Raw genomic sequence first — 24,596 nt, 5'->3', positions numbered from 1 at the left:
CTCCCTCTATGATAGACGTGAGAAATCGGAAAGCTGTCTGCTTGTCAGAGTTCTGATATCCCTGCCGGATCGCTTGATCTTCAGCCTCGGTTCCGTTTATCGTGCCCTACCGCAGCACGAAGCTGGTTGAACATCTACAAAAGGCAAGAGTCATGAGTCAGCAGGGACGCGAAGTCGACGTGGGGCAATATCGAATCGAGCGGGAGCCGTTCTACGCGGAGGTCCGTGGCGAGATCGGACTGTTCACGATTGCGGCGAACAGCAAGATGCCGGTCATGCTCAAGGGGCCGACCGGCTGCGGCAAGACCCGATTCGTTCAGCATATGGCCTACAAGCTCGGTCGTCCCTTGATTACGGTAGCCTGTCACGAAGATCTCACCGCTTCCGATCTCGTGGGGAGATATTTGCTGAAGGGCCAAGAGACGGTGTGGGTCGATGGGCCGCTCACGCTCGGCGTGAAACATGGCGCGATCGTCTATTTGGACGAAATCGTCGAGGCGCGGAAGGATACGACGGTCATTATCCACCCGCTGAGCGACGATCGCCGCCTGTTGCCGATCGAGAAGAAAGGCCAGATTCTTGAAGCAGCAGACGACTTCCTGCTCGTCATTTCTTACAACCCCGGTTATCAGAGCGTGCTCAAGGATTTGAAGCAAAGCACGAAGCAGCGCTTTATGGCGATCGAGTTCGACTATCCGGCGCCCGACGTCGAAACCACGGTCGTCGAACGGGAAGCAGGGATCAGCCGTGATCTTGCTGCCAGTCTGGTAAAGCTCGGCGGCAAGGTACGAAACCTCAAGAATCATGGCTTGGAAGAAGGGGTTAGCACCAGATTGCTGATCTATGCCGGGACATTGATACGGCAAGGTGTGGCGACCGATCGAGCCTGCGATGTGGCGATTGCTCGTCCGATTACCGATGATCCCGATATGCAGCGCAGTATCTTGGAATTGGTGAAGGCCATTTTCTAATCCCTTCCAGGGTGCTGAAAAAGTCCGCCAGCATCGTTCTCGGCTCATCGAAATCCTCAGCGTGCCCCTGAGGGTACGCTTCCGGTTTTGATTCGCCTGCGGCCTTGCTGGACGGTCTTTTTGAGCATCCTGGGACAACGTAAATGAGCAAGCTCTGTTAGGTTCCTGGCTCTGCCACAGATGAATGCGCTGATTGTGCAGGACACCAAAGCCGGAGCGGTCCTCACCGTTCATATCCAGCCTAAAGCCTCCACTACAGAATGTGTGGGCCTTCACGGCGACGCGATTAAAATCAGAATAGCCGCCCCTCCGGTCGATGGCGCAGCCAACGACGAATTGATCCGATTCTTGGCCCGCCAACTCTCGACGCCTCTTGCTTCGGTGCAGATCCAATCCGGTGCGAGTGGGCGGCACAAACGTGTCCTCGTGAAAGGGGCTACCGCGCAGCTCGTACGAGACCGCTTGAACCTTGGTGAGGAGAAGGCAGTGGCGAAGCCATGAGGCAAAAAGTGTTGTGCCTCCTCGGAGGATCGCTGCTGCTCACCGCTTGCTCGACGGCCCATCCCATTCTGTATCCCAATGCGCATCTGCAATCTGTCGGGAAGGAAGTCGTGGAGCAGGATCTTGAGGCCTGTCGGCAATTAGCGGAAACGGCTGGGGCGGAAGAGGGGAGCGGGAAGGCCGGTCGTGTGGCGGCCGGTACGGCGGTTGGTGCGGGAATCGGTGCGGCAAGCGGCGCAGTCGGTGGCGCCATCTCCGGTGCTGCCGGCAGAGGTTCCATGATCGGGGCCGCGAGCGGGGCGGTGTGGGGATTACTCACGGGGTTATACTACGCGTTCGCCGGGTCGCCGCCGAATCAAGCCTACACGAATTTCGTGAATCGGTGCTTGCAAGAGAAGGGGTATGAGGTGACGGGTTGGCAGTAGGGGAGGGCAGGGAGGGAGGGGGGACCTCTGTGCTCGCGGAACGCGCGCACCTGAGGTCTTCCCCTTCCATCCCGCCACGAATTGGGAGGGAGAATAAGATGATTGTGAGGAATTGTCGGTGTTGTCGTTGATGTGGCGGCGTGGTGTGGCGGCAGTCCTAGGAATGAGTCTTCTCGCCTGTGCTGGGCCGGAGCCGTTGTTGCGGTCGAATGCGAAGCTTCAGTTGCAGGGGCGGGAGGCGGCAAAGTTCGATGTGGCGATGTGTCAGAAGAAGGCTGACGAGGCCGGGTTGAAGCCTGGCACCCGCGCCCGAAGCAGTAACATGGCTGCTGGTGCTGTGTTGGGGCTGCTGACTGGCGCTGGAATCGGGGCATCGAGCGGGCTCATTGGCGGCGTGCCTGGCGTGACGATCGGGGCAGCAGTCGGTGGCACGCTCGGAGTGATCGTCGGGTCGTTGGGCGGCGCCTACAAACCGCTGGAGCCGGATCCTCCGTATGCCGATGCGGTAGTGCGGTGCTTGATTGAAAAGGGATATGACGTGTCGGGGTGGCAGTGAGGGGACGGTCTCGCAGCCAGGGCATCCCTTTGCTCCCGAAACGCGCACGATGAAATAATGCTCGTTCGACGGCCGCAGTCGGGATTACCCTGGCTGTGAGACCTGAGAGAGTGATGATTGCGGAGTAAAGAGACTTAGCAGAGGCCAGCTTTGCAGTCGGTCACGACGAGATTTGTTGCTTTCTCACCTGCCTCGAGTTCTATCACCAGCCAGGCTAGCCCCGACAGTCGTTCTTCTTGGTGTGTGCCCGATCCTCCTTCGATCAGACTGACGATGTAGTAGCGCCCTGCGGGAACCTTCGTGAACCAGAAATGTCCGGTGGGGTTGGCTCTGGTCGTACGGAGATAGGGAGTGAGGCGTTTTTCTGTCTGGAGTCTGGTCAATGCTTCGTGGGCGCAGTCAGCTGGAGGGCGTGTGGTTAGGGTGCTTTCCGCTGAGACTTGAGTTCCCGTTGCTGAGCAGGAGGTAATTTTGACTTGGTGGTCGAACCAATAACGGGTGTAGGGAGTCATGGGGATGAGATGGATTGGCGCGCCTGCTTGTGTGATGGCTTTTCCTGATGGCGAACTGAGAAACGCTTGCCCGGTCAGACTACTTCGCCCTTTCTGTTTGTAGGAGAAGAAGTCTTTTTCGTTCAACGGTGGCGGGTTCGATGGGGTTGGCTCAAGCGCTTGTCCCGATAGGGGGCATAGGCTCATGAGGAGAAGGAAGAGCACGGATCCGAACTGGAGTCGATTAGGGTATCGCATGAGCATCAGGCGATTGGTGTTGACGAATCCTTGTCCGCTGTCTGTGGTGCAGCTGCCGCTTTGTGTTTGAGTGCTCGGCCTTTGTCGGGAGTTGGGTCTGTGACGACGCCATAGATCTCCCGCCCTTCGTGGCCTTCCGGGAGATACTCGGTGATCGGTAGGCCGTCTTTTCGCACGAATAACAGACAGTGACAATATTTGTAGATCTGCATCTCGTCGCAGGCGCACATCCAGCGACGGAGTTTGGCTTCTGCCTGTTTATCCTTGTAGAAGTTACAGGGGCAGAGGGGTTTGCCCAGCTCGTCGATGTGCATCGCGAGGCCTTTGACCACGGCTTCGGTGACGGCGGGCATGGGATGCATGGCGGTTCCGCTCTTGTCTGCAAAGCCCTTCACGTACTTCCACATTTTGTCGAGACTCTCTTGCTTGGGCTCGGCCATCACAACTCCTTTGGCAAGGGGCCAGGGGCTAGTGGCGAGAGGAAGGACGAGGATTTCTGCCCCCTAGCCCTTGCCTCTCGCCCCATGCCTGCGCGTCAGCGCCTAGTTTACAAGCGCCAGGGCGTCCTTTACAATCCAGCCCTCCCCTCACATTCCGTAGGATTGGATCGAGAATCGAGATGTCGGATACCCATCAGCAATTGATCGCAAAGCTGGCGGAGGAGCTAGGGCCAGCCACGGCCCAGCACCTGGTCTCTCGCCTCGTCGAGGCCTCGGTAAAGCCGAATCAAGCGGAAGGCGTGTTGCTGCTGCTCGATGAGCTACATGAAATATCTCCGAAGGTTGCCCGCGCTGCGATCGAGTCGTTCCCTGACCTGCAGCGCCGGGATCGGCTCAGCGATGCGGTGGCCTGGCTGGATCTGGGGATTGCGCTCGCCGGCTCATCCGGTGCGATCGGATTGAAATATTTCAAGGAGAGCCCGCTGGTGTTGGGCTTGATCGAGCCTCCATCTGGCCGGTCGTTGGTTCTGAAAACTGCGTTGGAACTGGCCGAGCAGGATGCGAATGTGGCGCTAGAATTCCTCCGCGTGTCGGCGGAAGCGGTCACGGTTATTTCGCCGGATCAGCTAGAGGCCTGGTTGGAAATCGGGTTCGAACTGACGCAGGTCGATTTTGTCGTCGCCCTGGAGTATATCCGCCAAATCCCCGCGGTCGCCCGCGTATTGCCGATCGAAGAGGCTAGAGCCTGGGCGACGTTCGGGATGAAACTCATTTCCCAGAATAGTTTCGGCAAGACGGACTATTTTGGGACCATTGAATTCCTCCGCACCAGCCCGCTCATTCTCGGCGATCTTGACGACCAGTCGGTGCGGGCCAAGGTCGTCACGGTCGGGTCGTTGCTGGCTGAACGGGATCCCGGGGCCGGCATCGCCTGGTTATCGGAATCGCCGCGTCTGCTGCGTGCCGTGCCGAATGAGGGCTGGAGACTGAAAATATTGCAGTACGGGGCTTTAGTGGCCGAGCGCGATGCCGATACGGCGTTGGCCTATTTGCGGCGCGCGCCTGAATTGGTGACGGTGATCGGCGAGTCTGCCGAAGCCATGGTTCGATTTGAGGCCTGGTTTACCGCGGGAATGGAAGTGCTGGCCTACAGTGTCGAGGGAGCCAGGGCCTATTTTGCACTGGAGTCGCAGAAGGCGCTGACCTCGGTGGAAGCGGCCTTAAGCGGTGTGCCGTTGCGGCACGTCGCGCGGACCATCAAGCTCTTCGTGCAAGGGCTCTGTGGCACGGACTTGACGATTCAGGCGCTTCCCGATTCGCTGAGCCAGGAAACTGCTGCGCGAGCTACAGTGAGCCAGAATGGGCGTATCATCTCGCTGCCGGCGCTCCTCCGCCGCTATCCCACGGCCGAGGAGAATACGCGGTTGTATTTGGTGATGGCCGCTCACGAAGCGGGGCACGTGGAGTTCGGGACCTATCGGTTGACCCTTGAGCCGTTTGTGGACCTGGTCCTGGCCCTGCGACAGAAATACGGTCGAGTGAAACAGGTTGAACCGGACAGTTTGGTGGCGTTATTTCGTTTCTATCCCCATCCGGGCCTGATCCAGGACTTATGGACGCTGGTGGAGGATGCGCGGGTTGAGTATTTGTTGCAGCGAGAGTATCCGGGGCTCCAGCGGGATCTCCAACAATTCGCGCGAGAGGCCATCACGACGCGGTCGTTGACACATGGGCTGACGGTCAAAGAACTCGTCGTCGATCAACTGCTCCAGCTGTCGACCGCCGCGTCGCAGCCTGTTGCGATTCATGAGGCCATCAAGGACGAGATCGCCATCCTCTGGCCGATGTGCCAGGTCATTCTGGCTCCAACGGCGACGGCGGAAGAGGCCGTGCGTCTGGCCCATGCGCTCTATGTAAAGCTCGAAGAATTATTGGCGCCGAAAGGGGCGATGATTCTGGCCGATCAGGCCGGTGACGTGTCAGAAGAGCTGGGTGTCGGCCCCTCCGCTTCCGATCAGACGGGTGAGGACTATCGCCCCGTCACCAACTGGGTGTACCGTGGGGCGATGAACCCTGAGTTCATTCGTCAGAATGCGCAGGATGGACGGCAGGCGGACGATCAGCAGCAGTCAGACGAGATTCAACGGATGGCAAGCGCGGCAGGCGGATCGCAGGAGGCCTCGTCGCAGGGTCAACAGAATCGAGGGGGCACACGTACGGAGACGGAGGGGGATAGGCTCGCCGGGGGGCGGCAGTTGCCGTCCCAGGTGGAAGAGCTCTTGGCCGTGAAGGTCGAGCAGCCGGCGCCGATCGATCATGCCGGGCCGGGCGATCGTGCCGTGCGTTATCCGGAATGGGATCAAGGGATTGACGACTATCGCCTGAACTGGTGTCGCGTCGCCGAACGGGCTGCGGAGGAGGGGAGCGGGGATATTGTCGCGGCGACGTTGAGCGCCCATGGCAGTGAGGTTTCCGCCCTTCGACGGTTCTTTGAAGGTCTGCGGCCACCGGGGCTGCGGCGGGTGCCGGGCCAAGCCGATGGCGACGAGCTGGATGTGGATGCGGCCGTCCGTATGTGTGCGGAGCGCGCGGCGGGCATTGATCTGTCGGATCGGATCTATGTCAGGCGGGAACGAAAAGAACGGGATGTTGCGGCTGCCTTTCTGGTCGACGTGAGCGGGTCAACCAGTCGTCAGTTAGAAAGTGGCCGCCGCGTGATCGACCTGGAAAAAGAGGGGCTTGTGTTGCTGTGCGAAGCGCTTGAGGCGGTCGGAGATCAATATGCGCTCTATGGCTATTCGGGCCAAGGCCGCGGGCAAGTGGACTTTCTGGTGATCAAAGATTTCGACGATCCGTTGGGCGGGAAAGCGGCGCAGCGGTTGGGCGGATTGGTCCCCATGCAGCAAAATCGTGATGGGGCGGCCATTCGCCATGCGACCGCCAAATTGCTGGCGCGCGAAGCGCGGACGAGGCTGCTCGTTCTCATCAGCGATGGACGTCCGCTCGATGACGGTTATAAAGACGAGTATTCACTGGAAGACACCAAGGCGGCGTTACGAGAGGCGCGTCAGCGGGGGGTTCATCCGTTTTGTATTACGATCGATCGGGAGGCCGACGGGTACGTCCGGAGAATGTACGGGGACGTGCAGTTTGCCGTCATCGATCATCTGGAAGCGCTGCCGAAACGCTTGCCGAAGATTTACCAACGGCTCACGACGTAATACGTGAAAGGTCGGATGTTGCGGAAGGATCGCGTCGCACTTTTGGGCTCAACATTTCACGTTTCACGAGAAATACAACATGGCCAATGAAACTGACCGACCGACTGTGCCGCCCTGGCTCTATAAGTTGTTTTCAGGGAATCAGTATCCCTATGTGCGTCGCTTGGCGAAGTTTGCCCAGCCGACCAAGCCGGGGGAAGATCGCCAAGAGCCGACGAAGGAGATGATCGAGGCCAAGTTTTGGGAGGTCTATCCCCGCTGTTGGGCCAAGATTCTTCAAGAAGTCAAAGTGGGGATGATTGTGGTTTTCCACGACCTTGGAGAATATCCAGCGGGAGGGTTTCAAGAGCTGGTCGACGATCCGGATGCCTTTCTTGCCAAGAACTATGGCAAGAAGAAGATCAAAGTCAATTTCTATGACGGAGATAATTTCGTTTGCACGATCAATTTCAAAGTTGCGGGTTGGACGGAGCATGAGGGGGGGCATTGAACACAAGCCGGTTGCATTCTGGCCCTGCAGAATGCGAATGATGAGGCGGGCTTGTTCGCGGTGTGCAGGTGAGGGCACACCGCGCCCTGAGGGTAGGGAGCCAGTACGAACCATAGAGGTGAGATGATGGGGAGACCGAAGATTACGGTGGTGGGTGCGGGGAACGTCGGGGGCACGACGGCGCAACGGCTGGCAGAGAAGAACGAGTACGAGGTTGTACTTGTGGACATTGTCGAGGGGGTCCCGCAGGGGAAGGCGCTCGATATCTCACAGGCCGGTCCCGTCTGCGGCTATAGCACCCAGGTAGTGGGCACCAACGGCTACGATGAAACGGCCGGCTCAGCCGTGGCGGTGATCACGTCCGGTATTCCCCGCAAGCCGGGGATGAGCCGTGATGAGTTGTTGACCACGAATGCCAAGATCGTGAAGTCGGTCGTCAAGGAATTGGTGTCCCGATCGCCGAACGTTATCCTGATTCTCGTCACAAACCCGTTGGATGCGATGGTCCATGTGGCGCGGCTGGTCAGTGGTTTGCCGAAATCCAGGGTCTTGGGGATGGCGGGAGTGCTCGATTCTGCCCGCATGCGTGCGTTCATCGCTGCCGAACTGAATGTGCCTGGGCCAGACGTGCATGCAATGGTCTTGGGGGGACATGGCGACACGATGGTACCGCTGGCTCGTTATACGACGGTGAAGGGGAAACCCGTTTCGGAAATGATATCGAAGGAGCGGTTGGATGCGATCGTCAAGCGGACACGTGAAGGCGGCGCCGAAATCGTGGGCCTCTTGAAGACCGGCAGCGCGTTCTATGCCCCGTCGGCTTCGGTGGTCGACATGGTCGAGGCGATTGTGAAGGACCAGAAGCGGGTGTTGCCCTGTGCGGTGCTCTGTGAGGGTGAGTATGGATTGAAGGATGTGGTGGTCGGGGTTCCGGTCAAGCTGGGTCGAGGCGGGGCGGAACAGGTGGTCGAATATGAATTGACGGCAGAGGAGCAGGCTGGGTTGGCGAAGTCTGCTCATGCCGTGCGCGAGCTCTGCGCGACAGTCGATCGGTTGATGGCCTAACGTGGTCGTGTTCGAGGTCCGTTTGACAGAAGAAGCGGGCATGCAGTAGAGACAGCGACTGAGCAGTACACTTAATGAGGAGATACAATGAAATTTCTTGAGAATCCGATGCAAACGATGGGCGTAGGATTCGCGCTCGCCGCGGTGTTGATTGTGGGCTATCTCGGTATGGCCGGCATTGCGATTGGTGATGCCAACTGGGCCGGTCTGTTGTTGCGCTGGGTGCACTTCTTGGCCGGCATCACCTGGATCGGCTTGTTGTATTTCTTCAACCTGATCAATGCGGGGTTCTTGAAGAGCTTGGATGGTCCGACCAAAAACATCGTGATTCCCAAGTTGATGCCTGCCGCATTGAACTGGTTCCGTCATGGCGCGACGGTCACGGTGTTTGCCGGGATCGCGCTGTACTTCTACCTGCCCCAAGATCGATCCAGCGCGATCGCGTTGGGAATCGGCGGGCTTTTGGGCCTCATCATGATGATCAACGTCCATGCGATCATTTGGCCGAACCAACAGAAGATTATTGCGGCAGTGACGGCGGCAGCCCAGGGAACTCCTGCTCCGGCGGAAATGGCCCAATGGGGGCGGACCGCGCTTCTCGCTTCGCGGGTGAATTTTATGTTGTCGATTCCCATGTTGTTATTCATGGGAGCCGGTAGCCACATCAAGTAAGATGCGGTGCAGCAAGGCCGGCGGGGAGACCTGCCGGCCTTGTTCCTTTCTTCCCGTCCCTGCCTCAGCCCCCATCGTTCCCATGCCATGCCCAGATGGCCCATATGCCCTGTTTTGTATGGGCCGCTGGCCCTAAGTCGTTGAGATTCAGGCCTATTATCGGGCCATTACCTTGACGAAGGCCGGCCAGGAGCCGTATAGTAACGCTCCGCACTGTGAGCTAAACCGGTAAGGAAGGGCGCATGACGACTGCGACTGATCCACGAGTTCTCCAAACGCTTGACGGGGCTCCTTGGGATATCGATGCTTATTTAAGGATCGGGGGCTACGAAGCCTGGGAAAAGTGCGTCAAAGAGCTGAGTCCTAACGATATCGTTAACGAACTGAAGAAAGCCGGGCTCCGTGGACGCGGGGGGGCTGGTTTTCCCACCGGTATCAAGTGGGAAAAAGTCCTCAACCACCGGGTCAAAGAGCATTACTTCGTCTGCAATGCGGGCGAACATGAGCCGGGCACATTTAAAGACCGTCATCTACTCAAGCTAGCGCCACACCAGCTTATCGAAGGTTGCCTCATCGGGGCCTATACGGTGCAAGCCAAGGCGGCGTTTATCTATGTGAATCACGAGTACCACGAAGAACGCGAGAATCTGAAGAAAGCATTGGCGCAGGCGAAGGAACGAGGGTTCCTGGGCAAGAATGCCATGGGCAGTGGCATGGACATCGATCTGCAAGTGTTCGAAGGCCATGGAAGTTACGTGGCCGGTGAAGAAACGGCGATGCTCGAATCGATGCAGGGGCGGCCGGCGATGCCAAGGCAGAAGCCGCCGTTCTACCCAACGGACTTTGGCCTCTACGGGAAGCCGACCCTGGTCAACAATGTCGAAACTTTGTGCAACATTCCGCGGATCATCCAAAAAGGCGCAGCCTGGTTTACGCAGGTCGGCACGGAAAAGTGCCCTGGCACGATGATGTTCTCGCTCAGCGGTGCCATCAACAAGCCGGGTGTGTACGAGCGGCCGATGGGCATCACGATCCGGGAACTCATTGAAACGTGCGGTGGTGGCGTGCCTGGCGGACGCAAGATCAAGGCGGTGTTTCCCGGTGGGCCAGCCTTTTCGATGGTCACGGCCGATCAGCTCGATCTGACGATGGACTTCGATTCGCTCAAGAAAGCCGGCACCGGACTCGGGTCAGCCGGCATGATCGTGGTCGATGATGCCACCTGCATGGTGGCGAAGACCCTGCATTTTTCGAATTTCTTCAAAGGCGAGAGTTGCGGACAATGCCCACCCTGTCGAATGGGGACTATTAACCTTGCTGCACTGATGACCAAGATCGAGCAGGGAGAGGGGACGCAGAAAGACTTGGATAGTCTCCTTCAGCTCTGCGGGTTTGTGAAGGGGACGGGTTATTGCACGCTGGTTACCGGAGCTGCGGTGTTGGTGCAGAGCAGCATGAAACTGTTCCGTCACGAGTTCGAGGAGCATATCCGATTGCAGCGCTGTCCCTATCAGCCGGTGGCGGCTGGTGCAACGGCGCACTGAGAGGGATTGCGATGCCGCGCGTGACATTTCTCCATCCTGATGGCAAGAGCGGAGAAGTTCCGGCGAATACGTCCCTGTTGGACGCGTCGAAGGTTCTCGGGTTTACATTGAATAATGATTGTGGTGGGAATGCCTCCTGCACCACCTGTCGGGTTGAAGTGCAGATGGGCGCCGAGAACCTGTCGGAGATCGACTTCGATGAGCAGGATCTTCTCGATCGGGAAGCGCTCAGTGAGCCCTGGCATCGGCTTGGATGCCAAGCCAAAGTGCTCGGAGACGTGGTAGTTCTGGTTCCAGAGGGTAAGTGGGTTGCGCCTACGACGACGCAGGTGGAGTCGCAGGGTATTGAAATTCGGTAAAGAGATGTTACACTAAGCCATTCCAGGCAGGTCTTCGAAGGACGGCCTGGTCACACGAGGAGGATCATAATGGTTACGATTACGGCGATTGCAGAGCAGAAGATCAAGGAATTGATGGTCGAAGAGAAGGATATCGTCGGCTTGCGCGTCTACGTGAAGGGCGGCGGCTGCCACGGGTATCAATACGGGATGGCCTTCGAGTCCAAGATGGGCGATGACGACACGGTAGTCGAGAAGGGTGACGTCAAGGTCATCATGGATTCGCAGAGCGCGCCATTGTTGCAGGGCGCCGAAGTCGATTACGTGGACAGCCTCCAAGGGTCCGGGTTTTCGATCAAGAATCCACAAGCGAAGACGACCTGCGGCTGCGGCAGTTCTTTCAGCGCCTAAGGAAGGTGCGCTGGAGTGGCGCGAGCTGTTTCGTTGAATGAATAGGGGAAGCCAGGATTGTCCGGTATGTGGGCAATCCTGGCTTTTCCATTTTTCCGGATGAATGTGAGCTGAATCCACGATGGCACAGGCGAGTGTGACGAGGCGGTATCGGTTTTGCGCGGCTCATCGGCTGCATACGGATCAATTATCCCCCGCTGAAAACGTGGCGGCGTTTGGGAAGTGCAATAATCCCAATGGACACGGCCATAACTATGTCGTATTGGTGACCGTCAAGAGTACGGTTCCGACCACGACGAGTAAAGGGGGGGACCTCGATCAGCTGGATCGGACTGTAGCCGACCAGGTGATTACGCGGTTCGACCATCAGGATCTTAATCAAGATCCTGAGTTTGCCGATCTCACCACGACGGGGGAAAATCTGGTGTTGCTGATCTGGGACCTCCTCGTAAAACACCTTCCCAATGGGCAGCTGGAAAAGGTTGGGCTCATCGAAACACGCGACAATTACTTCGAGTATACGGGGTCGGCGAGTCATGCCCCGGTGCTCAGAGAGGGACGGCATGGCTAAGCAGGGAGTCAAGCAGCGCAATCAGCGGCAGATAGAAGACGTCAACGGGAGCGGTAAACCGGCCGATTTGGATGTGCTGCAATCTCTCGTCACCGAGATGCTGCTGGCCCTCGGCGAAAAGCCTGGCCGCAACGGGCTCGTGAAAACGCCTGAGCGAGTGGCCAAGGCCCTCGCCTTCATGACACAGGGATACCAGCGAGATATCGATCAGCTCTTGAACGGGGCGCTCTTTCCGATCGAGTACGACGAGATGGTCATCGTGAAGGACATCGGATTTTTTAGCATGTGCGAACATCACCTGCTGCCCTTCTTCGGCAAGGTTCATGTGGGTTATCTGCCCAATAAGAAGGTGGTGGGACTCAGCAAGATTCCGCGTATCGTGGATATGTTCGCGAGACGACTCCAAGTCCAAGAGCGGCTGACGGTGCAGATTGCCGAAACTCTCAAGACCAAGCTCAATGCGCATGGCGTGGGTGTGGTCGTCGAAGCGAGACACCTCTGCATGATGATGCGGGGCGTTGAAAAGCAGAACACGGTCGCAGTCAGCAGCTCGATGTTAGGCGCCTTCCGCAGCCAGCAGCAAACCAGGCTGGAGTTTCTGAAGCTGATCCGACGAGGCAGCGTCGGCGATTCCGACTAAACAGGACGTTGAAAAAGTCGCCCAGCTGCATTCCCTGCTTTCGCCGAAGCGGCTTCGCGCAGGCAGGTCACATCGTTCAGATCCTCAACCGTACCCTAAAGGGTACGCCTCGGACCGTCACTCGCTGCGGCCTTTTTGAACGTCCTGCAGGCTCTCTCCTATTTCAGTCCAGCCATTCCGGCTACGGACGAGCTCCACCCGCGTTCCGAATCACTATAGGCAGTGGGTATCTGGCTTACCGCCCGAGTTCTAATGCAAAGACAGCAACGATCTGATTGAAGACTTCTGGCTGTTCCAGGTTCGCCAGGTGTGCGGCGTTTGCGATCAGACTGACTGGCGTATACAATTCTCCCCATTCTTGAGGATTCAGATGACCACTTCACGCGATCAGGCTCCCGATTTATTTGGGACTCCCGAGGGAGAGAAATCCGTTGAAGCTCCATTAGCCGAGCGTCTGCGGCCGCGGGAGTTTGCGGACTTTGTTGGGCAAGAGGAGATTACTGCGCCGGATCGGCCTTTGCGCCGGGCGATCGAGGCAGACCAACTCTCTTCCGTCATTTTCTGGGGGCCGCCAGGCTCCGGCAAGACGACTCTGGCTCATCTTGTCGCGCGTCATACCAAAGCGCAGTTCGTGCCCTTCTCGGCGGTTACGGGTGGTGTCCCAGAGCTGCGGGCTATCATCAAGACCGCGGAGCAACGTCAAGCGATTAACGGTCAACGGACGATTCTCTTTGTCGACGAGATTCATCGCTTCAATAAGGCGCAACAGGATGCTTTTCTCCCTCATGTCGAGCGGGGAACCATTATCCTGGTTGGCGCGACAACGGAGAATCCTTCCTTCGAGGTGATCTCACCGTTGCTGTCTCGTTCCCTGCTCATTGTGCTCAAGCCCCTGTCGGATGAGGCCTTGGAGCATATTCTGGATCGGGCAATCACAGATCCTGAGATTGGACTGGGGAAATGGAATGCTCGCCTCTCGCCAGAGGCCAGGCAGCGATTGACGGCCTATGGCAACGGGGATGCGAGGGCGCTCCTGACCGCGCTGGATTTTGTCGTCAGACAGCAGCCGGCTGGGCCTGATGGGACGCGCGTGATCGATGGGCCGGCGTTGGAGGCCGCGTTGATGAAAAAGTCGATCCGGTACGACAAGTCCGGGGAAGAACATTACAACGTCATCTCTGCCTACATTAAGAGCCTGCGAGATTCCGATCCGGACGGCGCCCTCTATTGGCTCGCCCGGATGTTGGAGGGGGGGGAGGACCCAAAGTTTATCGCTCGTCGCTTGGTCATTTTTGCCTCCGAAGACGTAGGGAATGCCGATCCAACTGGGCTGGTCGTGGCAACCGCGGTTGCCCAAGCCGTGCAGTTTGTGGGGCTCCCCGAGGCGCAGATCAATCTAGCCCAGGGGACGACCTATCTCGCCACCAGGCCAAAAGATAATGCCTCCTATGTCGGGCTGCTTGAGGCGATGGAAGATGCAAAAGCCCATGGAAATCTAGGGGTTCCACTCCATTTGCGGAATGCCGTGACTTCGATGATGAAGGGGCTTGGGTATGGCAAAGGTTATCGCTATGTCCATGACGATCCACAGGCCAAGGTGCAGGATCACCTTCCTGAATCGCTCAAGGGCCGCCGGTACTACCGGCCTAAAGACGCATAAATAGGGGAGCTGGCAGAGTGGTGGACAAAGATTTCTAATCGGTTATACTTAGGCCCATGAAACGACAGAGTCCGAAGTCAGCTGCATCGATCGCCGCGACAAACGAACGGCGTAAGCTTGTTCGGGCAACATTGGTCGGTTCCGCGTTGATTTCGCCGAAGAGTGGATCGAAGGCGATTACGGCGGTGTTGGATAACGTCAACAAAGTCGGCGCGGGCCTGCACACGAAAGAGAAGTTGGCGGTGGCCCAGCCCGTGACGGTGTCGTTGGCGTTTCTCGATTCAGATCGCGCGGAACAGATGGAGCGTCTCGACGGGAAAGTCGCCTGGGTGAAGCCGTGGGAGAAGGGGTTTTTGATCGGCGTCGTCTGGGACGAACTGGTGACGAAAGAGAAGAACCGCTGGTTGTATTACTACCTCGAAGAGACGGTCAGATCCTCTGTGTAACAGGCTGCTGAAAAACTCCGCCAGCTTCGTTCTCGCGTCGTTCAGATCCTCAACGTACCCTACGGGTACGCCTCGGACCCTCACTCGCTGCGGCCTTGCTGGCGGCCTTTTTGAGCAGCCTGTTCTTTAAGCCCTTACCTAGGTTCGTAAGACCGTCCGTTACGCGAAAGCCGTCAGCTTTTGTTTCACGTCTTCCAGTTCAGCTGAGAGTGTTTCCCACTTGGCCGTGAGCCGCACAAGATCCTTCTTCCAGCCGTCATACTCGATCTGCAGCGCACTCCACTTGGTGGATTCATTTTTGTAGAGTGCGGGGTTGGCCAGTTCGAGGTCCCGTGCTTTGATCTTTGTTTCACAGTCGGCAATCTCGGCTTCTGCCCGCACGAGCTGCTTCTCCAGGCGGGCTTGGGCCTTGCTCAAATCACGGCGATCTCCGGATGAGGACTTGGCCGGGGCTTGCGACGCCATGGCTCTGGTCGGCCCAACAGTCTTTCCGCGATCCACTCCCTTCAGGTCGTCACTCGATTCCTTGATGGATTCGAGTTCCTGCGCTTTCTTCCACAAGTAATATTCATAGTCACCGGTGAAGCTGCGGGCCTTGCCCTCCTCGATCTCAATGACGCGCGTACAGACTCTGGTGAGAAAGGTGGGGTCGTGGGAAATGAAAATGATCGTACCGGGGAACTCCGAGAGTGCATCGGTCAGCATATCGACCGACGCCGGATCGAGATGGTTGGTCGGTTCGTCGAGCAGCAACGTATTTGCCGGTTCGACCAACATCCGTGCGAGCGCGACGCGATTGCGCTCCCCTCCGCTCAGTGCCTTGACGGGTTTCTTTTGATCGTCCCCGGTGAAGAGAAAGGCGCCGGCAATTCCGCGGAGGAAGTTCGTTTCAGCCTGGTTGGACACTTCGGTGAGAGATTCCAGGATGGTATGTTCCGGGTTCAGCGTCTCGGCCTGATGCTGAGCAAAATAGTGCAGCGTGACACCATGACCGACTGTTCGCTTGCCTTTGTCCGGCTCCAGCGCGCCTGCCAGCATCTTGAGCAATGTGCTTTTTCCGGCCCCGTTTTCTCCCACCAGCGCCACTCGCTGGCCCCGTTCGATCGAGCACTCGACTTTCTCGTAGACCACTTTTTCTCCATAACGCTTGGACGCGCCCTGGAGTTCGAGCACTTGCCTGCCGCTCGCTGGGGGGACGGGAAATTTGAACTTCACCCGCTTGGGATCGCGCTTCACCTCAATCATCTTGACCTTATCAAGCTGCTTGATGCGCGATTGGACCTGGCTGGCTTTGTTCGCCTGGTAGCGGAATCGATCCACAAAGGTTTGGACTCGTGCGACCTCTTTGGCCTGGCGTCCCGCGGCGGCCTCTTGCTGCGCGTCCCGCTCGGCGCGGATCTTTTGGAACGAGGTATAGTTGCCGCGATATTCTTCGATCTTATGGTGCCGGAGATCCCAGATGTGGGTGACGACACGATCGAGAAATGCCGTGTCGTGGCTGATGAGCAACAGCGTCATCTCCGACTCCAGAAGGAATTGCTCGAACCAGCGTTGTGTCGGTTTGTCCAAGTGGTTGGTCGGCTCGTCGAGCATGAGGACGTCTGGCTTGGTCAGCAGCAGATGCGCCAAGGCCACACGCATGCGATAGCCGCCTGACAACTTTTCGACTTCACGGGTGAAGTCGATCTCGGAAAATCCAAGCCCCATGAGGATGCGTTCGGCCTCATGCTCTGGATAGAGATCGCGATGCGTGGCGTCCAGGACGTTCTTGCCCGTGATGGTTTCAAGTTCCTGAGGGAGATACCCAATGCGGAGTCGAGGCCGCTTCCTGATGGTGCCTTTGTCCGGCGATTCCTCCTCGAGGATCATGCGGAAGAGCGTGGTTTTGCCGGCGCCATTGGGCCCCACCAGGCCGACCCGTGAGCCGGGGCGGAGATGCGCCGTGGCACCTTCAAGTAGAACCCTCGTGGAATATTGTTTATAAACTGACTCGATTTGGAGCATGTTTCCCCGGACTGGCTAGGGGCTAGCGGCGTAAGGCTAGAGGCGATGAGTTGAGGAGTCTGGATTGGCGTGAGACTTAGGAGCTACTTCTGAAGATTGCTCGTACCTCTAACCCCTTGCCCCGTGCCGCTGACCTGAAAATTTGGTGGAGCTGGCCGGGATTGAACCGGCGACCTCGTGAATGCCATTCACGCGCGCTCCCAACTGCGCTACAGCCCCACGTCGATTGGCTTGGAAATAGGCGAAAATCCTTGCGAAACAGCGGTGATGCTACCACGGCATTCCCTCAGCAGTCAAGAAAATGGGATTGGGTCGGCTCTCCCGCCTTCGTGCCAACTGAACCGCGCAGGACAAAACGAACCGGTGATGCCCCATCACGGTTCTTGACAAACGATAGAGGCATCCCTACCATGGCCCCTCGGCTCTGGCTTTCGGTCTGGCCAGGGCTCTTTTTTTGGGGGGCATTCCAGGCGATGGGAAATCTCGTAGTCATCGGGGCGCAGTGGGGTGACGAAGGCAAGGGCAAGATTGTGGATATCTTGGCTCGCGACGTCGATGCAGTGGTGCGTTATCAGGGTGGGTCCAACGCGGGGCACACCGTGATCAACGACCAGGGCACTTTCGTGTTTCACCTCATCCCCTCCGGCATTCTCTATCGCGGAACGCTCTGCGTCATCGGGAACGGCGTCGTCGTGGACCCGGCCTCATTGATCGAGGAGATGGACCATCTCCAGACTCAAGGGGTGAAGATCGGAAAGAATTTTGTCGTCAGCCAGCGCGCCCATCTCATTCTCCCGTACCACAAGGCCATCGATAAAGCGGCTGAGCAGTCGAAGGGGTCTCGCAGAATCGGCACGACGGGGCGCGGGATCGGCCCTTCCTATGCCGATAAGATTTCGCGGATTGGCATCCGAATGGGCGATCTGCTCAATCCGAAAGCCTTTCGAACCAAACTCGAAGAGAACCTGGTCGAGGTCAATTGGTTTGTCGAGAAGCTCTACAAGATGGAGCGGTTCGAGGTCGACAAAATATTCCAGCAATATATGGGCTATGCCGATCGGCTGAAGAGCCATATCGTCGATACCGTGATGCTCGTCAATAAGATGATCGATGGGAAGAAGACGGTCTTGTTCGAAGGGGCACAAGGCACGCACTTGGATGTGGACTTCGGCACCTATCCCTTCGTCACTTCCTCCAGTTCAACCGCCGGAGGCGCCTCGACGGGAACGGGCGTGGGACCGACGAAGATCGACGCGGTGCTCGGGATCGTCAAGGCCTACACGACACGTGTCGGCAGCGGACCGTTTCCAACGGAACTCACCGATGAAGTGGGCGGGGGGCTCCAGGCTCGAGGCAAGGAATTCGGCTCGACGACGGGACGCGCGCGCCGCTGCGGCTGGTTCGACGGCGTCGTCATGCGGTATGCCACTAAAGTGAATGGGTTGACGTCTCTGGCCGTGACGAAGCTGGACGTGCTCGACGGCTGCAAGGAACTCAAGGTCTGTACCGGCTATCGGCATCAGGGAAAGCTTTACCGGGACATGCCCTCCGATCTCCAGGCGCTGACCGATTGCGAGCCGGTCTACAAGACGTTCAAGGGCTGGTCCGGCGCGACCACTGGCGCGACGACCTATAAGCAGCTTCCCGCGGAGGCCAAGCGGTATCTCCAATACCTTGAGGATATTGCCGAATGTCCCATCGATATGATTTCGACCGGTTCGAAACGCAGTGAAACCATCATACTCCGTAACCCCCTCAAGACCCGCCCACGAGCGCGGTAATTGGTGAATTTTCTCTCTAGGCAGAGGCCGATCGTCGGTGGTAGAATTCGGCCCCTACATTCAGTGAGCCGGTAGCTCAGTTGGTAGAGCATCGCCCTTTTAAGGCGAGGGTCCTGGGTTCGAGGCCCAGCCGGCTCACCATAAAAATCAATCACTTGCGAGATTCCTCGCTCTCGCAACCCCGCTCAAACCCGCCCTTGTGCTAAATTTGTGCTAAACCGCTCCTGTTGAGGCAGATCCAAGACGTTCACGCCCTCTCGCAAACTCTCCGGCGAATGATGCGCATAGCGTTGCGTCATCACGCTGGTCTTGTGCCCGAGCAGACGTTGTACCTTGTACAAATCCACTCCCCGTTGCACTAAGCGAGTCGCGAACGTGTGCCGCATGTCGTGAAAGCGGAAGTCTGGAATACCTGCCCGATCGCGCGCCTCGCAAAACTCTCGAACCAGGTAGCGTACCTGGAGTTCATTCCCGAGGGGGGTTCTGAACACGGGACCGCGTGAGGCTCCCGTCGTGGCTTGCTTGGCCGCCAGCAGCTCGTACACGGTTGCATTCAAGGGGATCGTCCGGCGAGTGCCGTTCTTACTCTTCATCACCATCAGGACGCCTCGCGCAAAATCCACCTCCTGCCATTGCAGGTTGAGGATCTCTCCTTGCCGCATGCCGGTATTCAGCGCGAATCCAATCATCTCTCGAAGCCAGGGCGACGACGACGCTACGAGGTGTTCCTCTTCGTTCGCCGTCAGCCAACGGTCCACTTCATTGTGCACTGGCTCCATGGAGACTCGGTGCATGGGGTTCTCCCGGCACCATTCCCATTCGCGCATCGCCACGTTAAACGCATGGCGTACGAGCTGGAGTTCCTTGTTGATCGTGGCAGGGGCCGCTTTCTCTATGCGCCGTTGCGTCTTGTAGCCCGCCAGCAACTTCGGCGAGACCCCGGCAAGCACCATCGTTCCAAATACTGGTCGGAGATGGTTCAAGGCCTGGCAATCTCGCTGGTGGCTCTTTGGCGCCTTCAGAACCGCACGCTCTATGAGATACCGATCCATCATTTCTCCAAAGGTGCGTTCCTGCTCCTCACGCGTCTCAAAGAACCGACCTTCAACAATTTGCACCTTCACCTTGCACAGGATCGATTCGGCCAGTCGCTTGTCCGTCGTACCCGTTGTACGGCGAACCTGTCGCCCTTGATACATGAAACTCATCCACCAGACCTTATTACGCTTCAAGAGCCCCATCATGCTCCCCCTTTCTGATGAGGCTTGATCTCGGTCTAGTTTCCCCGTGGGCAGAATTATAAACCTCGCGTTTTGCGCTCGCAATTAGCCTGTCCAGGTCGGAATGGTCCGCCCTCCGGTTCCCTATCTGGAGAGGGACGGACTGAGGCGGGGAGAAGGAGGACAGCCAACGGTCGATGTCATGTTGATCAAAGCGAACTAACCCATGAATCTTCCGGCAGGGGATCTTGCCTTGCGCGGCCCAGGCATAGAGTGTCCCTGGTTTAATTCGCAGTTGTTCCGCCAGGTCTTTGATGGTCAGAAGCATAGAGATACAAACCGGGGGAGTCTTACGACACCCCCATCCCCCCAAGATGCGCCCGCGTTGCCGCCGGCGTCGGATTCGGACTGAGCCCCCAGTGGGTGCGCGCTGTCGCTGAAGAGCAGCGGCCAGGCCTTTCTCGGGCACCCTCCCGGAGGGCCCCTCCCGTTTCAGGCCTGCCCCCCGCGAGAGCGCCATCCCGCCTTCTTCTTCGACGCCCCACCCCCTGTGTTGTGAAGGGTGGGGCTAAAACATCTTGATGAAGAAGGAGGCGGATATGGCCATTCACGGTTTACAGGGCAGTGTGAATCTTCTCCGGCAGCCGAAGCCGGGCAACCCCTATGCGGTCCCCCGCTATCGTGTCACGCTGGTGCGGGACGGTCGGGCCACCAGGCCTTCTGCCCCGCTCCTGACCTCGGTCGGCGCGGCGGATCTGCTCAGACCGCTCTTTGAGGGTCTGGATCGCGAGCAATTCCTCGTCTGCGGGCTCGATGCCAAACATTGCATCATCGGCGTCAATATCGTCTCCGTGGGCTCCCTCACGATGTCGATCGTGCATCCGCGGGAGGTGTTCAAGCCCCTGATTCTGATGAGCGCCGGCGCCTGGATTTGTGCCCACAACCACCCCTCCGGCGATACGACCCCGAGCCAGGAAGACCGCGTGCTCACCAGCCGTCTGCGGCAGGGAGCCGACCTGCTCGGCATCACCCTCTTGGACCATCTCATCCTCACGGACGCCCGCTGCTACAGCTTCGCCGACCAAGGCTGGCCCGGTGCCTAAGGGCTTAGGCCCGCATGAGCCGGAGCACCCACAGCACCGCCGACGCGGTCAGCGCGATGCCGATCACCGCGGCACCCCATCCGATGATATCCGCTGCGAGCGCGTTCCCTAACTGCTGCAAATCTGTGGCGACGGTTGCGAGTACCATCAATCAATCACCCCTCCTGCCAGGACAGACGGCAGCCCGTGCACAGACTGCCGTCCTACCGACCCGATTAGTGGACCAACGACTTCACGCGCTTGTACGCGAAAATCGTCAGCGCCACCCCAATGAACACCACGCCCCACGCCACAATGTCACTCTTGACGCTCGTGATCGTGGTGGTCGTCGCGGCGTCCACCGGGAACACCTGCGCCATGGCCTCTTGAGCCATCAGCGCGAGCCCCAGAACAACTACGCTCAACTTCTTCCACATCTGTCCTCACCCCCTCTCACTCCATACTCCCAAGCAACAACTTCACGATCACACCGACCGCAAAGCCTCCCAGGAAAAACGCCCCCGCCCAATACACCAGCGCATCGATGGCTGCTTGATCCATGCGTCCCTCTTACCGTAGATCCGGTGGTGTCGACATGATGCCAGGAGGGGTGGCCATGATACCCGGAGGTGTCGCGAACACCTCGGCACCAGGCGAGCCAGACGGCACCGGCTGGACCGCTTCACCCGGCGCCCGCTCTTCCGTGTCTGGCTTCGCCCACGCGGGCACCGGAAACGACCCTGCCGCAGCGGCCATTTGTTTCGCGTCCGCCCCGCCCCAGATCACCCCAGACCCCGACAACATCCGCACGCCGCGCACCATGCGCGAGGAGACCGTACCGCCGGACTCCCCCGCGATCTCTTCCTCCGTCATCAGCTGCCCCTCGTCCGAAACCCAAAGCCACACCACTTCCTCGCCCCGGAGAGTCGTCATCCCGCCTTGAATGCGCACTGGCCGCACGGGCGAGGCGACCACAACCGGCTGAGACCGGGTGGTCGCAGGGTGGGGAGGCGGCGGCGACCGTGTCGCCACGGCGGCCTTGTGTGCCGGCTTCGCCCCGGAGAGCCACCCCCCAAAGGCAAACCACCCCACCGCCACGACCAACCCGAGCGCCCCGAGCACCAATGTCGGACTTTTCAAGATGCTTCCTCCTCGCGCACTCTCACGAACGGCCGCATTGGAATAACTCGAGTAGTACGCATACACACCCGGCGAGTATTTGCCGGTGAACATCCGGATCACGTCCGTTTCCTCAGGATTGCCTCGCACCTGAGCCTGATAGCGGCCCTTCAAACCAAACCGATCCAGCCGGCGGAATTTGGTAGTCACTTCGACCAGACGCAGCACCCCCAACGTCATTTGCCCGTGTTGCTGGCACATCATCACGAGATCGATGCCCTTATGCCGGTGCGTTTCGAGCATCCGCAGGAGTTCAGGGTCCACCTTTTCTCGGCTGCGAAAGATCGTTTGGGCTTCATCAATGATCACCGCCGACCCGCTCTCAACGTGTAAGAGCCCTGTCCGCACGTCATCGGGTGTCTGCCACACGATGATTTGTGTCGAGAGGTCCTCGACCGTACGCCCCTCGAACGCGCCGAGCCGATCCAGGAAGATGCCATCCACATAAATATAGATTTTCCGATTCGCACGGACCCACGCGAGAAACCGTTCTGAGACCGCATAGTAGGATTTCCCCGATCCAGGTACGCCTTCCAACATTTCAATCATGAGCCCCACCGCACAAACGGGACCGACTGCAACAGGAACCGCACGCCCATGGCCCCAGCAAGAATCGCCACCGCTTGAGACATCCCGGTTGCCCCGAGCAGCCAGGCGTATTGGTCGGCGATCACGGGCACTGTCAGCCCACCCGTGCCCACGCTCGCCAGGAGCGCATCCACCGGCCCCAAGATGGAGTCCCACCCGAGTAACCAGATGTCTTTGAAGCTCGCGATCATGTCGAGCAGGAAGCAATAGATGAGATTCAGCAGGGCGGTCATCGGGCCCCCACAAAGACGATCTTGTAGGCCACGAACCCCGCGATCGCGATGATGATGGACCGTAGCGCGGTCAGCATCCCGGACCAGGCCGAGAAATCCAGCGTGAAGGTCCCGAATAGATTCGACTGCAACGAGTAAGTCGGAATCGTCGTGGGCCAGGTCAGGGTCTTGAGCAGGTTGAGCGCACTGAGCAACCCGGACCCTTGCCAGAGGTCCAGATGATCTTGCAGGATGCCACCGAACGTCCTCTGCTCATGATTGCCCGCGTTGCATTGGACCGGCGCCGTATCGGTCTGCGTATCGGTACTCGTCGTGGACCCATCAGGGTTGGTGACCGTGGTGGTCGTCGTCGTGGTCGTGGTGGATTGCGTGCCGTTCTGCACCGGCAGGGGTCCCGCGGGAGGCGGCGCGTTCGGATTGACGACCACATCACTCGGCGTCACCGTGGAGGCCGGCACCACTTGCGTCGTCACCTGCGTTGCGGGTACCGGCTGATTCACGACCTGATCGGCCGGCTGCGGTTGGACCCCCACTCCCGCGCTCGTCGTATGGGCAGGCACAGAGAGCGGGTCATTGGCAGGGATGGTACTCAGCCAGTCGTTGATTTGTTGCGCGGTGGGCACGGCGCCCGCGGCCTGCTGCGCCAGAGAGGACGCACTCCCCGCAATATGCCGATAATGGCACACCGTGTTCGGTGCCGTGCCCGTCGCCGTATAAAACTGCCACCCCGTGCCAGGATTCCCGGCGGTACAGGCCGCCGTCATCGCTTGGTCATAGCCCGCCGCGCAGTCCGCCCCACCAGGACACGACACGACGGTCTGGATTGGCCCAGCATAGCCCGGAATTGACCAGGGGCCAGGCACGGTCGCCCCGTCTTTGAGGGCCTGCAAATCCGCGGGCGAATAGTACAACTGATACAAGAGCAGCCCGGCGGCCACACCGAGCCCGGCCCACCCCAGCCCCGCCACCATACGGATCGCGAGCGAGGAGCCCCCCGCCGACGCCGCATTCGCCACCGCCGTCAGCTGCGCCGGACGCTGAGCCGAGAACATCGCACTCGCGCCCGAGGCATTGAGCGTGCGCACATAACCCGTGGTCGACTGCGACGCGGTGAACGCATACACAGGGCACACCACGAGAGCGACCGCGATGACTTCGACGAGTGCCATATAGAGCACCAGACTCAGCGTTTTCCGCATACGATCCCCACCAGGAAACACAAGACAAACAACGCCGCGAACTCCAACTGATTCACGACGGTCAACGCGGTCCACACCATCACGCACCTTCACCGTTCCAGGAGCAGGCCGGAGAGGAAGGCCATGAGGAGGACCGTCAGCAGGGCGTGCGTCTGGTCCATGGGCCTTCCTCCCGTCCCGTGCCTTACTTCAGGATTTCCAGCGCGACGAGATCGAAGAAGATCTTGCCGGTGAGCTCGAACTTGCGAATCTCCACCGACGCCCGCGCCTGTTTGCCTTCCGACTGCTTACAGACCTCGATGAGATTGTGATGTTCCTCCGGGATGTTCAGCCGCAGGTTCCCCGGATCTTTGCCCTTCACGTACAGATCCATCGACCGATAGATCCGGTTCTCCTTGCCCTTCCGTTCGACATACCCCTGTACGCTGCCTTCGGCTTTCACCATCATGATGCGGACCTCCTGGTTGAGATAACGGGTCAGCACTCTGTCTGACCCAGTGGCCCCGGCCTATGGACCGGGTTTTTGATAGAAACCTAAATTCCGAATCACACTCCTGACAGGTGAGCACCAGCGTCCCGTGCTCCCATCGGCACCCACAGCCTCTCGCGC

At 58.7% G+C, this 24,596-nt stretch carries 28 protein-coding genes and 2 tRNA genes; 18 read left to right on the top strand and 12 right to left on the bottom strand.

The window, feature by feature from the left end; all coding sequences use genetic code 11:
* Positions 1 to 152 precede the first annotated feature (152 nt).
* The 4 genes from Q7U76_04150 to Q7U76_04135 all read left to right on the top strand — a co-directional run bounded on the left by Q7U76_04150 (position 153) and on the right by Q7U76_04135 (position 2,453).
* A complete protein-coding gene (locus Q7U76_04150; protein MDO8355562.1) occupies positions 153 to 971 on the top strand; it encodes a CbbQ/NirQ/NorQ/GpvN family protein in 819 nt (272 codons plus the stop codon).
* Positions 972 to 1,151: 180 nt separating this feature from the next.
* The gene (locus tag Q7U76_04145) at positions 1,152 to 1,472 is read left to right on the top strand and encodes a DUF167 family protein (protein MDO8355561.1); all 321 of its coding nucleotides are present in this window, start codon (positions 1,152 to 1,154) and stop codon (positions 1,470 to 1,472) included.
* Complete coding sequence (locus tag Q7U76_04140) at positions 1,469 to 1,897, top strand: glycine zipper family protein (protein ID MDO8355560.1); 429 nt, start codon at positions 1,469 to 1,471, stop codon at positions 1,895 to 1,897. The genes Q7U76_04145 and Q7U76_04140 overlap by 4 nt, the downstream gene beginning before the upstream one ends.
* Positions 1,898 to 2,015: 118 nt before the next feature.
* Complete coding sequence (locus Q7U76_04135) at positions 2,016 to 2,453, top strand: hypothetical protein (protein ID MDO8355559.1); 438 nt, start codon at positions 2,016 to 2,018, stop codon at positions 2,451 to 2,453.
* Between the two features lie 134 nt (positions 2,454 to 2,587).
* Here the strand turns inward: Q7U76_04135 and Q7U76_04130 are convergent, their stop codons facing one another.
* Together Q7U76_04130 and Q7U76_04125 are read right to left on the bottom strand one after the other, a co-directional pair.
* Positions 2,588 to 3,151 (bottom strand): hypothetical protein, encoded by a 564-nt coding sequence (locus Q7U76_04130; protein ID MDO8355558.1) that lies wholly within the window; start codon positions 3,149 to 3,151, stop codon positions 2,588 to 2,590.
* A gap of 56 nt (positions 3,152 to 3,207) precedes the next feature.
* Positions 3,208 to 3,642 carry a ferredoxin-thioredoxin reductase catalytic domain-containing protein gene (locus Q7U76_04125; protein MDO8355557.1) on the bottom strand — a complete coding sequence of 145 codons (435 nt, stop codon included), beginning with the start codon at positions 3,640 to 3,642 and terminating at the stop codon, positions 3,208 to 3,210.
* Positions 3,643 to 3,821: 179 nt separating this feature from the next.
* Between Q7U76_04125 and Q7U76_04120 the strand changes: the two genes are divergently transcribed.
* The 11 genes from Q7U76_04120 (at position 3,822) to Q7U76_04070 (ending at position 14,700) form a co-directional block, all read left to right on the top strand.
* Positions 3,822 to 6,863: a VWA domain-containing protein gene (locus tag Q7U76_04120; protein MDO8355556.1), complete on the top strand. Its 3,042-nt coding sequence runs from the start codon at positions 3,822 to 3,824 to the stop codon at positions 6,861 to 6,863.
* Between the two features lie 79 nt (positions 6,864 to 6,942).
* A complete protein-coding gene (locus Q7U76_04115; protein ID MDO8355555.1) occupies positions 6,943 to 7,353 on the top strand; it encodes a hypothetical protein in 411 nt (136 codons plus the stop codon).
* A 126-nt stretch (positions 7,354 to 7,479) separates the two neighbouring features.
* Complete coding sequence (gene mdh / locus Q7U76_04110; protein MDO8355554.1) at positions 7,480 to 8,418, top strand: malate dehydrogenase; 939 nt, start codon at positions 7,480 to 7,482, stop codon at positions 8,416 to 8,418.
* 87 nt (positions 8,419 to 8,505) lie between these two features.
* A complete protein-coding gene (locus Q7U76_04105; GenBank protein ID MDO8355553.1) occupies positions 8,506 to 9,090 on the top strand; it encodes a urate hydroxylase PuuD in 585 nt (194 codons plus the stop codon).
* Positions 9,091 to 9,332: 242 nt separating this feature from the next.
* Positions 9,333 to 10,634 carry an NADH-quinone oxidoreductase subunit NuoF gene (gene nuoF / locus Q7U76_04100; protein MDO8355552.1) on the top strand — a complete coding sequence of 434 codons (1,302 nt, stop codon included), beginning with the start codon at positions 9,333 to 9,335 and terminating at the stop codon, positions 10,632 to 10,634.
* An 11-nt stretch (positions 10,635 to 10,645) separates the two neighbouring features.
* A complete protein-coding gene (locus tag Q7U76_04095) occupies positions 10,646 to 10,993 on the top strand; it encodes a 2Fe-2S iron-sulfur cluster-binding protein (protein MDO8355551.1) in 348 nt (115 codons plus the stop codon).
* A 69-nt stretch (positions 10,994 to 11,062) separates the two neighbouring features.
* The gene (gene erpA, locus Q7U76_04090; GenBank protein ID MDO8355550.1) at positions 11,063 to 11,383 is read left to right on the top strand and encodes an iron-sulfur cluster insertion protein ErpA; all 321 of its coding nucleotides are present in this window, start codon (positions 11,063 to 11,065) and stop codon (positions 11,381 to 11,383) included.
* A gap of 121 nt (positions 11,384 to 11,504) precedes the next feature.
* Positions 11,505 to 11,954, top strand: a complete 450-nt coding sequence (locus Q7U76_04085) for a 6-carboxytetrahydropterin synthase (GenBank protein MDO8355549.1) — start codon at positions 11,505 to 11,507, stop codon at positions 11,952 to 11,954.
* Complete coding sequence (gene folE / locus Q7U76_04080; protein MDO8355548.1) at positions 11,947 to 12,594, top strand: GTP cyclohydrolase I FolE; 648 nt, start codon at positions 11,947 to 11,949, stop codon at positions 12,592 to 12,594. Before Q7U76_04085 ends, folE begins: the two co-directional genes overlap by 8 nt.
* 370 nt (positions 12,595 to 12,964) lie before the next feature.
* Positions 12,965 to 14,254 carry a replication-associated recombination protein A gene (locus Q7U76_04075; GenBank protein MDO8355547.1) on the top strand — a complete coding sequence of 430 codons (1,290 nt, stop codon included), beginning with the start codon at positions 12,965 to 12,967 and terminating at the stop codon, positions 14,252 to 14,254.
* A gap of 56 nt (positions 14,255 to 14,310) precedes the next feature.
* Complete coding sequence (locus Q7U76_04070) at positions 14,311 to 14,700, top strand: PilZ domain-containing protein (protein ID MDO8355546.1); 390 nt, start codon at positions 14,311 to 14,313, stop codon at positions 14,698 to 14,700.
* 159 nt (positions 14,701 to 14,859) lie between these two features.
* On the opposite strand, the gene Q7U76_04065 is transcribed toward Q7U76_04070, so the two are convergent.
* Entirely contained in the window at positions 14,860 to 16,704 is a 1,845-nt protein-coding gene (locus Q7U76_04065; GenBank protein ID MDO8355545.1) for an ABC-F family ATP-binding cassette domain-containing protein, read from the bottom strand.
* A 143-nt stretch (positions 16,705 to 16,847) separates the two neighbouring features.
* Positions 16,848 to 16,923, bottom strand: a tRNA-Ala gene (locus Q7U76_04060).
* A 254-nt stretch (positions 16,924 to 17,177) separates the two neighbouring features.
* Between Q7U76_04060 and Q7U76_04055 the strand changes: the two genes are divergently transcribed.
* Together Q7U76_04055 and Q7U76_04050 are read left to right on the top strand one after the other, a co-directional pair.
* On the top strand, positions 17,178 to 18,485 hold the full coding sequence (locus Q7U76_04055; GenBank protein ID MDO8355544.1) for an adenylosuccinate synthase: 1,308 nt from the start codon (positions 17,178 to 17,180) through the stop codon (positions 18,483 to 18,485).
* A gap of 65 nt (positions 18,486 to 18,550) precedes the next feature.
* Positions 18,551 to 18,626: transfer RNA gene (locus tag Q7U76_04050), tRNA-Lys, on the top strand.
* A gap of 44 nt (positions 18,627 to 18,670) precedes the next feature.
* On the opposite strand, the gene Q7U76_04045 is transcribed toward Q7U76_04050, so the two are convergent.
* Entirely contained in the window at positions 18,671 to 19,729 is a 1,059-nt protein-coding gene (locus Q7U76_04045; protein ID MDO8355543.1) for a site-specific integrase, read from the bottom strand.
* Complete coding sequence (locus tag Q7U76_04040) at positions 19,707 to 20,033, bottom strand: helix-turn-helix domain-containing protein (GenBank protein ID MDO8355542.1); 327 nt, start codon at positions 20,031 to 20,033, stop codon at positions 19,707 to 19,709. The genes Q7U76_04045 and Q7U76_04040 overlap by 23 nt, the downstream gene beginning before the upstream one ends.
* A 271-nt stretch (positions 20,034 to 20,304) precedes the next feature.
* Between Q7U76_04040 and Q7U76_04035 the strand changes: the two genes are divergently transcribed.
* The gene (locus Q7U76_04035; GenBank protein MDO8355541.1) at positions 20,305 to 20,808 is read left to right on the top strand and encodes a JAB domain-containing protein; all 504 of its coding nucleotides are present in this window, start codon (positions 20,305 to 20,307) and stop codon (positions 20,806 to 20,808) included.
* A 4-nt stretch (positions 20,809 to 20,812) separates the two neighbouring features.
* Here the strand turns inward: Q7U76_04035 and Q7U76_04030 are convergent, their stop codons facing one another.
* The 6 genes from Q7U76_04030 to Q7U76_04005 all read right to left on the bottom strand — a co-directional run bounded on the left by Q7U76_04030 (position 20,813) and on the right by Q7U76_04005 (position 24,434).
* Complete coding sequence (locus Q7U76_04030) at positions 20,813 to 20,956, bottom strand: hypothetical protein (protein MDO8355540.1); 144 nt, start codon at positions 20,954 to 20,956, stop codon at positions 20,813 to 20,815.
* Positions 20,957 to 21,023: 67 nt separating this feature from the next.
* Positions 21,024 to 21,224, bottom strand: coding sequence for a major capsid protein (locus Q7U76_04025; protein ID MDO8355539.1), 201 nt, complete (start codon positions 21,222 to 21,224; stop codon positions 21,024 to 21,026).
* A 133-nt stretch (positions 21,225 to 21,357) separates the two neighbouring features.
* The gene (locus tag Q7U76_04020; protein ID MDO8355538.1) at positions 21,358 to 22,515 is read right to left on the bottom strand and encodes a zonular occludens toxin domain-containing protein; all 1,158 of its coding nucleotides are present in this window, start codon (positions 22,513 to 22,515) and stop codon (positions 21,358 to 21,360) included.
* Positions 22,512 to 22,787, bottom strand: a complete 276-nt coding sequence (locus tag Q7U76_04015; protein ID MDO8355537.1) for a hypothetical protein — start codon at positions 22,785 to 22,787, stop codon at positions 22,512 to 22,514. Before Q7U76_04015 ends, Q7U76_04020 begins: the two co-directional genes overlap by 4 nt.
* Positions 22,784 to 23,986 carry a hypothetical protein gene (locus tag Q7U76_04010; protein ID MDO8355536.1) on the bottom strand — a complete coding sequence of 401 codons (1,203 nt, stop codon included), beginning with the start codon at positions 23,984 to 23,986 and terminating at the stop codon, positions 22,784 to 22,786. The genes Q7U76_04015 and Q7U76_04010 overlap by 4 nt, the downstream gene beginning before the upstream one ends.
* 184 nt (positions 23,987 to 24,170) lie before the next feature.
* A complete protein-coding gene (locus tag Q7U76_04005) occupies positions 24,171 to 24,434 on the bottom strand; it encodes a hypothetical protein (protein MDO8355535.1) in 264 nt (87 codons plus the stop codon).
* Between the last annotated feature and the right edge of the window lie 162 nt (positions 24,435 to 24,596).

This window comes from Nitrospirota bacterium (assembly GCA_030645475.1).
Lineage (GTDB): Bacteria > Nitrospirota > Nitrospiria > Nitrospirales > Nitrospiraceae > Palsa-1315.
The sequence above is the reverse complement of the archived record's forward strand: the minus strand, read 5'-3'. Positions and strand labels throughout refer to the sequence as shown.

Bases quoted from the DNA above. Each gene is read 5' to 3' on its own strand.
- Q7U76_04150 (MDO8355562.1), top strand. From the start codon at position 153: ATGAGTCAGCAGGGACGCGAAGTCGACGTGGGGCAATATCGAATCGAG.
- Q7U76_04145 (MDO8355561.1), top strand. From the start codon at position 1,152: ATGAATGCGCTGATTGTGCAGGACACCAAAGCCGGAGCGGTCCTCACC.
- Q7U76_04140 (MDO8355560.1), top strand. From the start codon at position 1,469: ATGAGGCAAAAAGTGTTGTGCCTCCTCGGAGGATCGCTGCTGCTCACC.
- Q7U76_04130 (MDO8355558.1), bottom strand. From the start codon at position 3,151: ATGAGCCTATGCCCCCTATCGGGACAAGCGCTTGAGCCAACCCCATCG.
- Q7U76_04125 (MDO8355557.1), bottom strand. From the start codon at position 3,642: ATGGCCGAGCCCAAGCAAGAGAGTCTCGACAAAATGTGGAAGTACGTG.
- Q7U76_04120 (MDO8355556.1), top strand. From the start codon at position 3,822: ATGTCGGATACCCATCAGCAATTGATCGCAAAGCTGGCGGAGGAGCTA.
- Q7U76_04115 (MDO8355555.1), top strand. From the start codon at position 6,943: ATGGCCAATGAAACTGACCGACCGACTGTGCCGCCCTGGCTCTATAAG.
- mdh (MDO8355554.1), top strand. From the start codon at position 7,480: ATGGGGAGACCGAAGATTACGGTGGTGGGTGCGGGGAACGTCGGGGGC.
- Q7U76_04105 (MDO8355553.1), top strand. From the start codon at position 8,506: ATGAAATTTCTTGAGAATCCGATGCAAACGATGGGCGTAGGATTCGCG.
- nuoF (MDO8355552.1), top strand. From the start codon at position 9,333: ATGACGACTGCGACTGATCCACGAGTTCTCCAAACGCTTGACGGGGCT.
- Q7U76_04095 (MDO8355551.1), top strand. From the start codon at position 10,646: ATGCCGCGCGTGACATTTCTCCATCCTGATGGCAAGAGCGGAGAAGTT.
- erpA (MDO8355550.1), top strand. From the start codon at position 11,063: ATGGTTACGATTACGGCGATTGCAGAGCAGAAGATCAAGGAATTGATG.
- Q7U76_04085 (MDO8355549.1), top strand. From the start codon at position 11,505: ATGGCACAGGCGAGTGTGACGAGGCGGTATCGGTTTTGCGCGGCTCAT.
- folE (MDO8355548.1), top strand. From the start codon at position 11,947: ATGGCTAAGCAGGGAGTCAAGCAGCGCAATCAGCGGCAGATAGAAGAC.
- Q7U76_04075 (MDO8355547.1), top strand. From the start codon at position 12,965: ATGACCACTTCACGCGATCAGGCTCCCGATTTATTTGGGACTCCCGAG.
- Q7U76_04070 (MDO8355546.1), top strand. From the start codon at position 14,311: ATGAAACGACAGAGTCCGAAGTCAGCTGCATCGATCGCCGCGACAAAC.
- Q7U76_04065 (MDO8355545.1), bottom strand. From the start codon at position 16,704: ATGCTCCAAATCGAGTCAGTTTATAAACAATATTCCACGAGGGTTCTA.
- Q7U76_04055 (MDO8355544.1), top strand. From the start codon at position 17,178: ATGGGAAATCTCGTAGTCATCGGGGCGCAGTGGGGTGACGAAGGCAAG.
- Q7U76_04045 (MDO8355543.1), bottom strand. From the start codon at position 19,729: ATGATGGGGCTCTTGAAGCGTAATAAGGTCTGGTGGATGAGTTTCATG.
- Q7U76_04040 (MDO8355542.1), bottom strand. From the start codon at position 20,033: ATGCTTCTGACCATCAAAGACCTGGCGGAACAACTGCGAATTAAACCA.
- Q7U76_04035 (MDO8355541.1), top strand. From the start codon at position 20,305: ATGGCCATTCACGGTTTACAGGGCAGTGTGAATCTTCTCCGGCAGCCG.
- Q7U76_04030 (MDO8355540.1), bottom strand. From the start codon at position 20,956: ATGGTACTCGCAACCGTCGCCACAGATTTGCAGCAGTTAGGGAACGCG.
- Q7U76_04025 (MDO8355539.1), bottom strand. From the start codon at position 21,224: ATGTGGAAGAAGTTGAGCGTAGTTGTTCTGGGGCTCGCGCTGATGGCT.
- Q7U76_04020 (MDO8355538.1), bottom strand. From the start codon at position 22,515: ATGATTGAAATGTTGGAAGGCGTACCTGGATCGGGGAAATCCTACTAT.
- Q7U76_04015 (MDO8355537.1), bottom strand. From the start codon at position 22,787: ATGACCGCCCTGCTGAATCTCATCTATTGCTTCCTGCTCGACATGATC.
- Q7U76_04010 (MDO8355536.1), bottom strand. From the start codon at position 23,986: ATGCGGAAAACGCTGAGTCTGGTGCTCTATATGGCACTCGTCGAAGTC.
- Q7U76_04005 (MDO8355535.1), bottom strand. From the start codon at position 24,434: ATGATGGTGAAAGCCGAAGGCAGCGTACAGGGGTATGTCGAACGGAAG.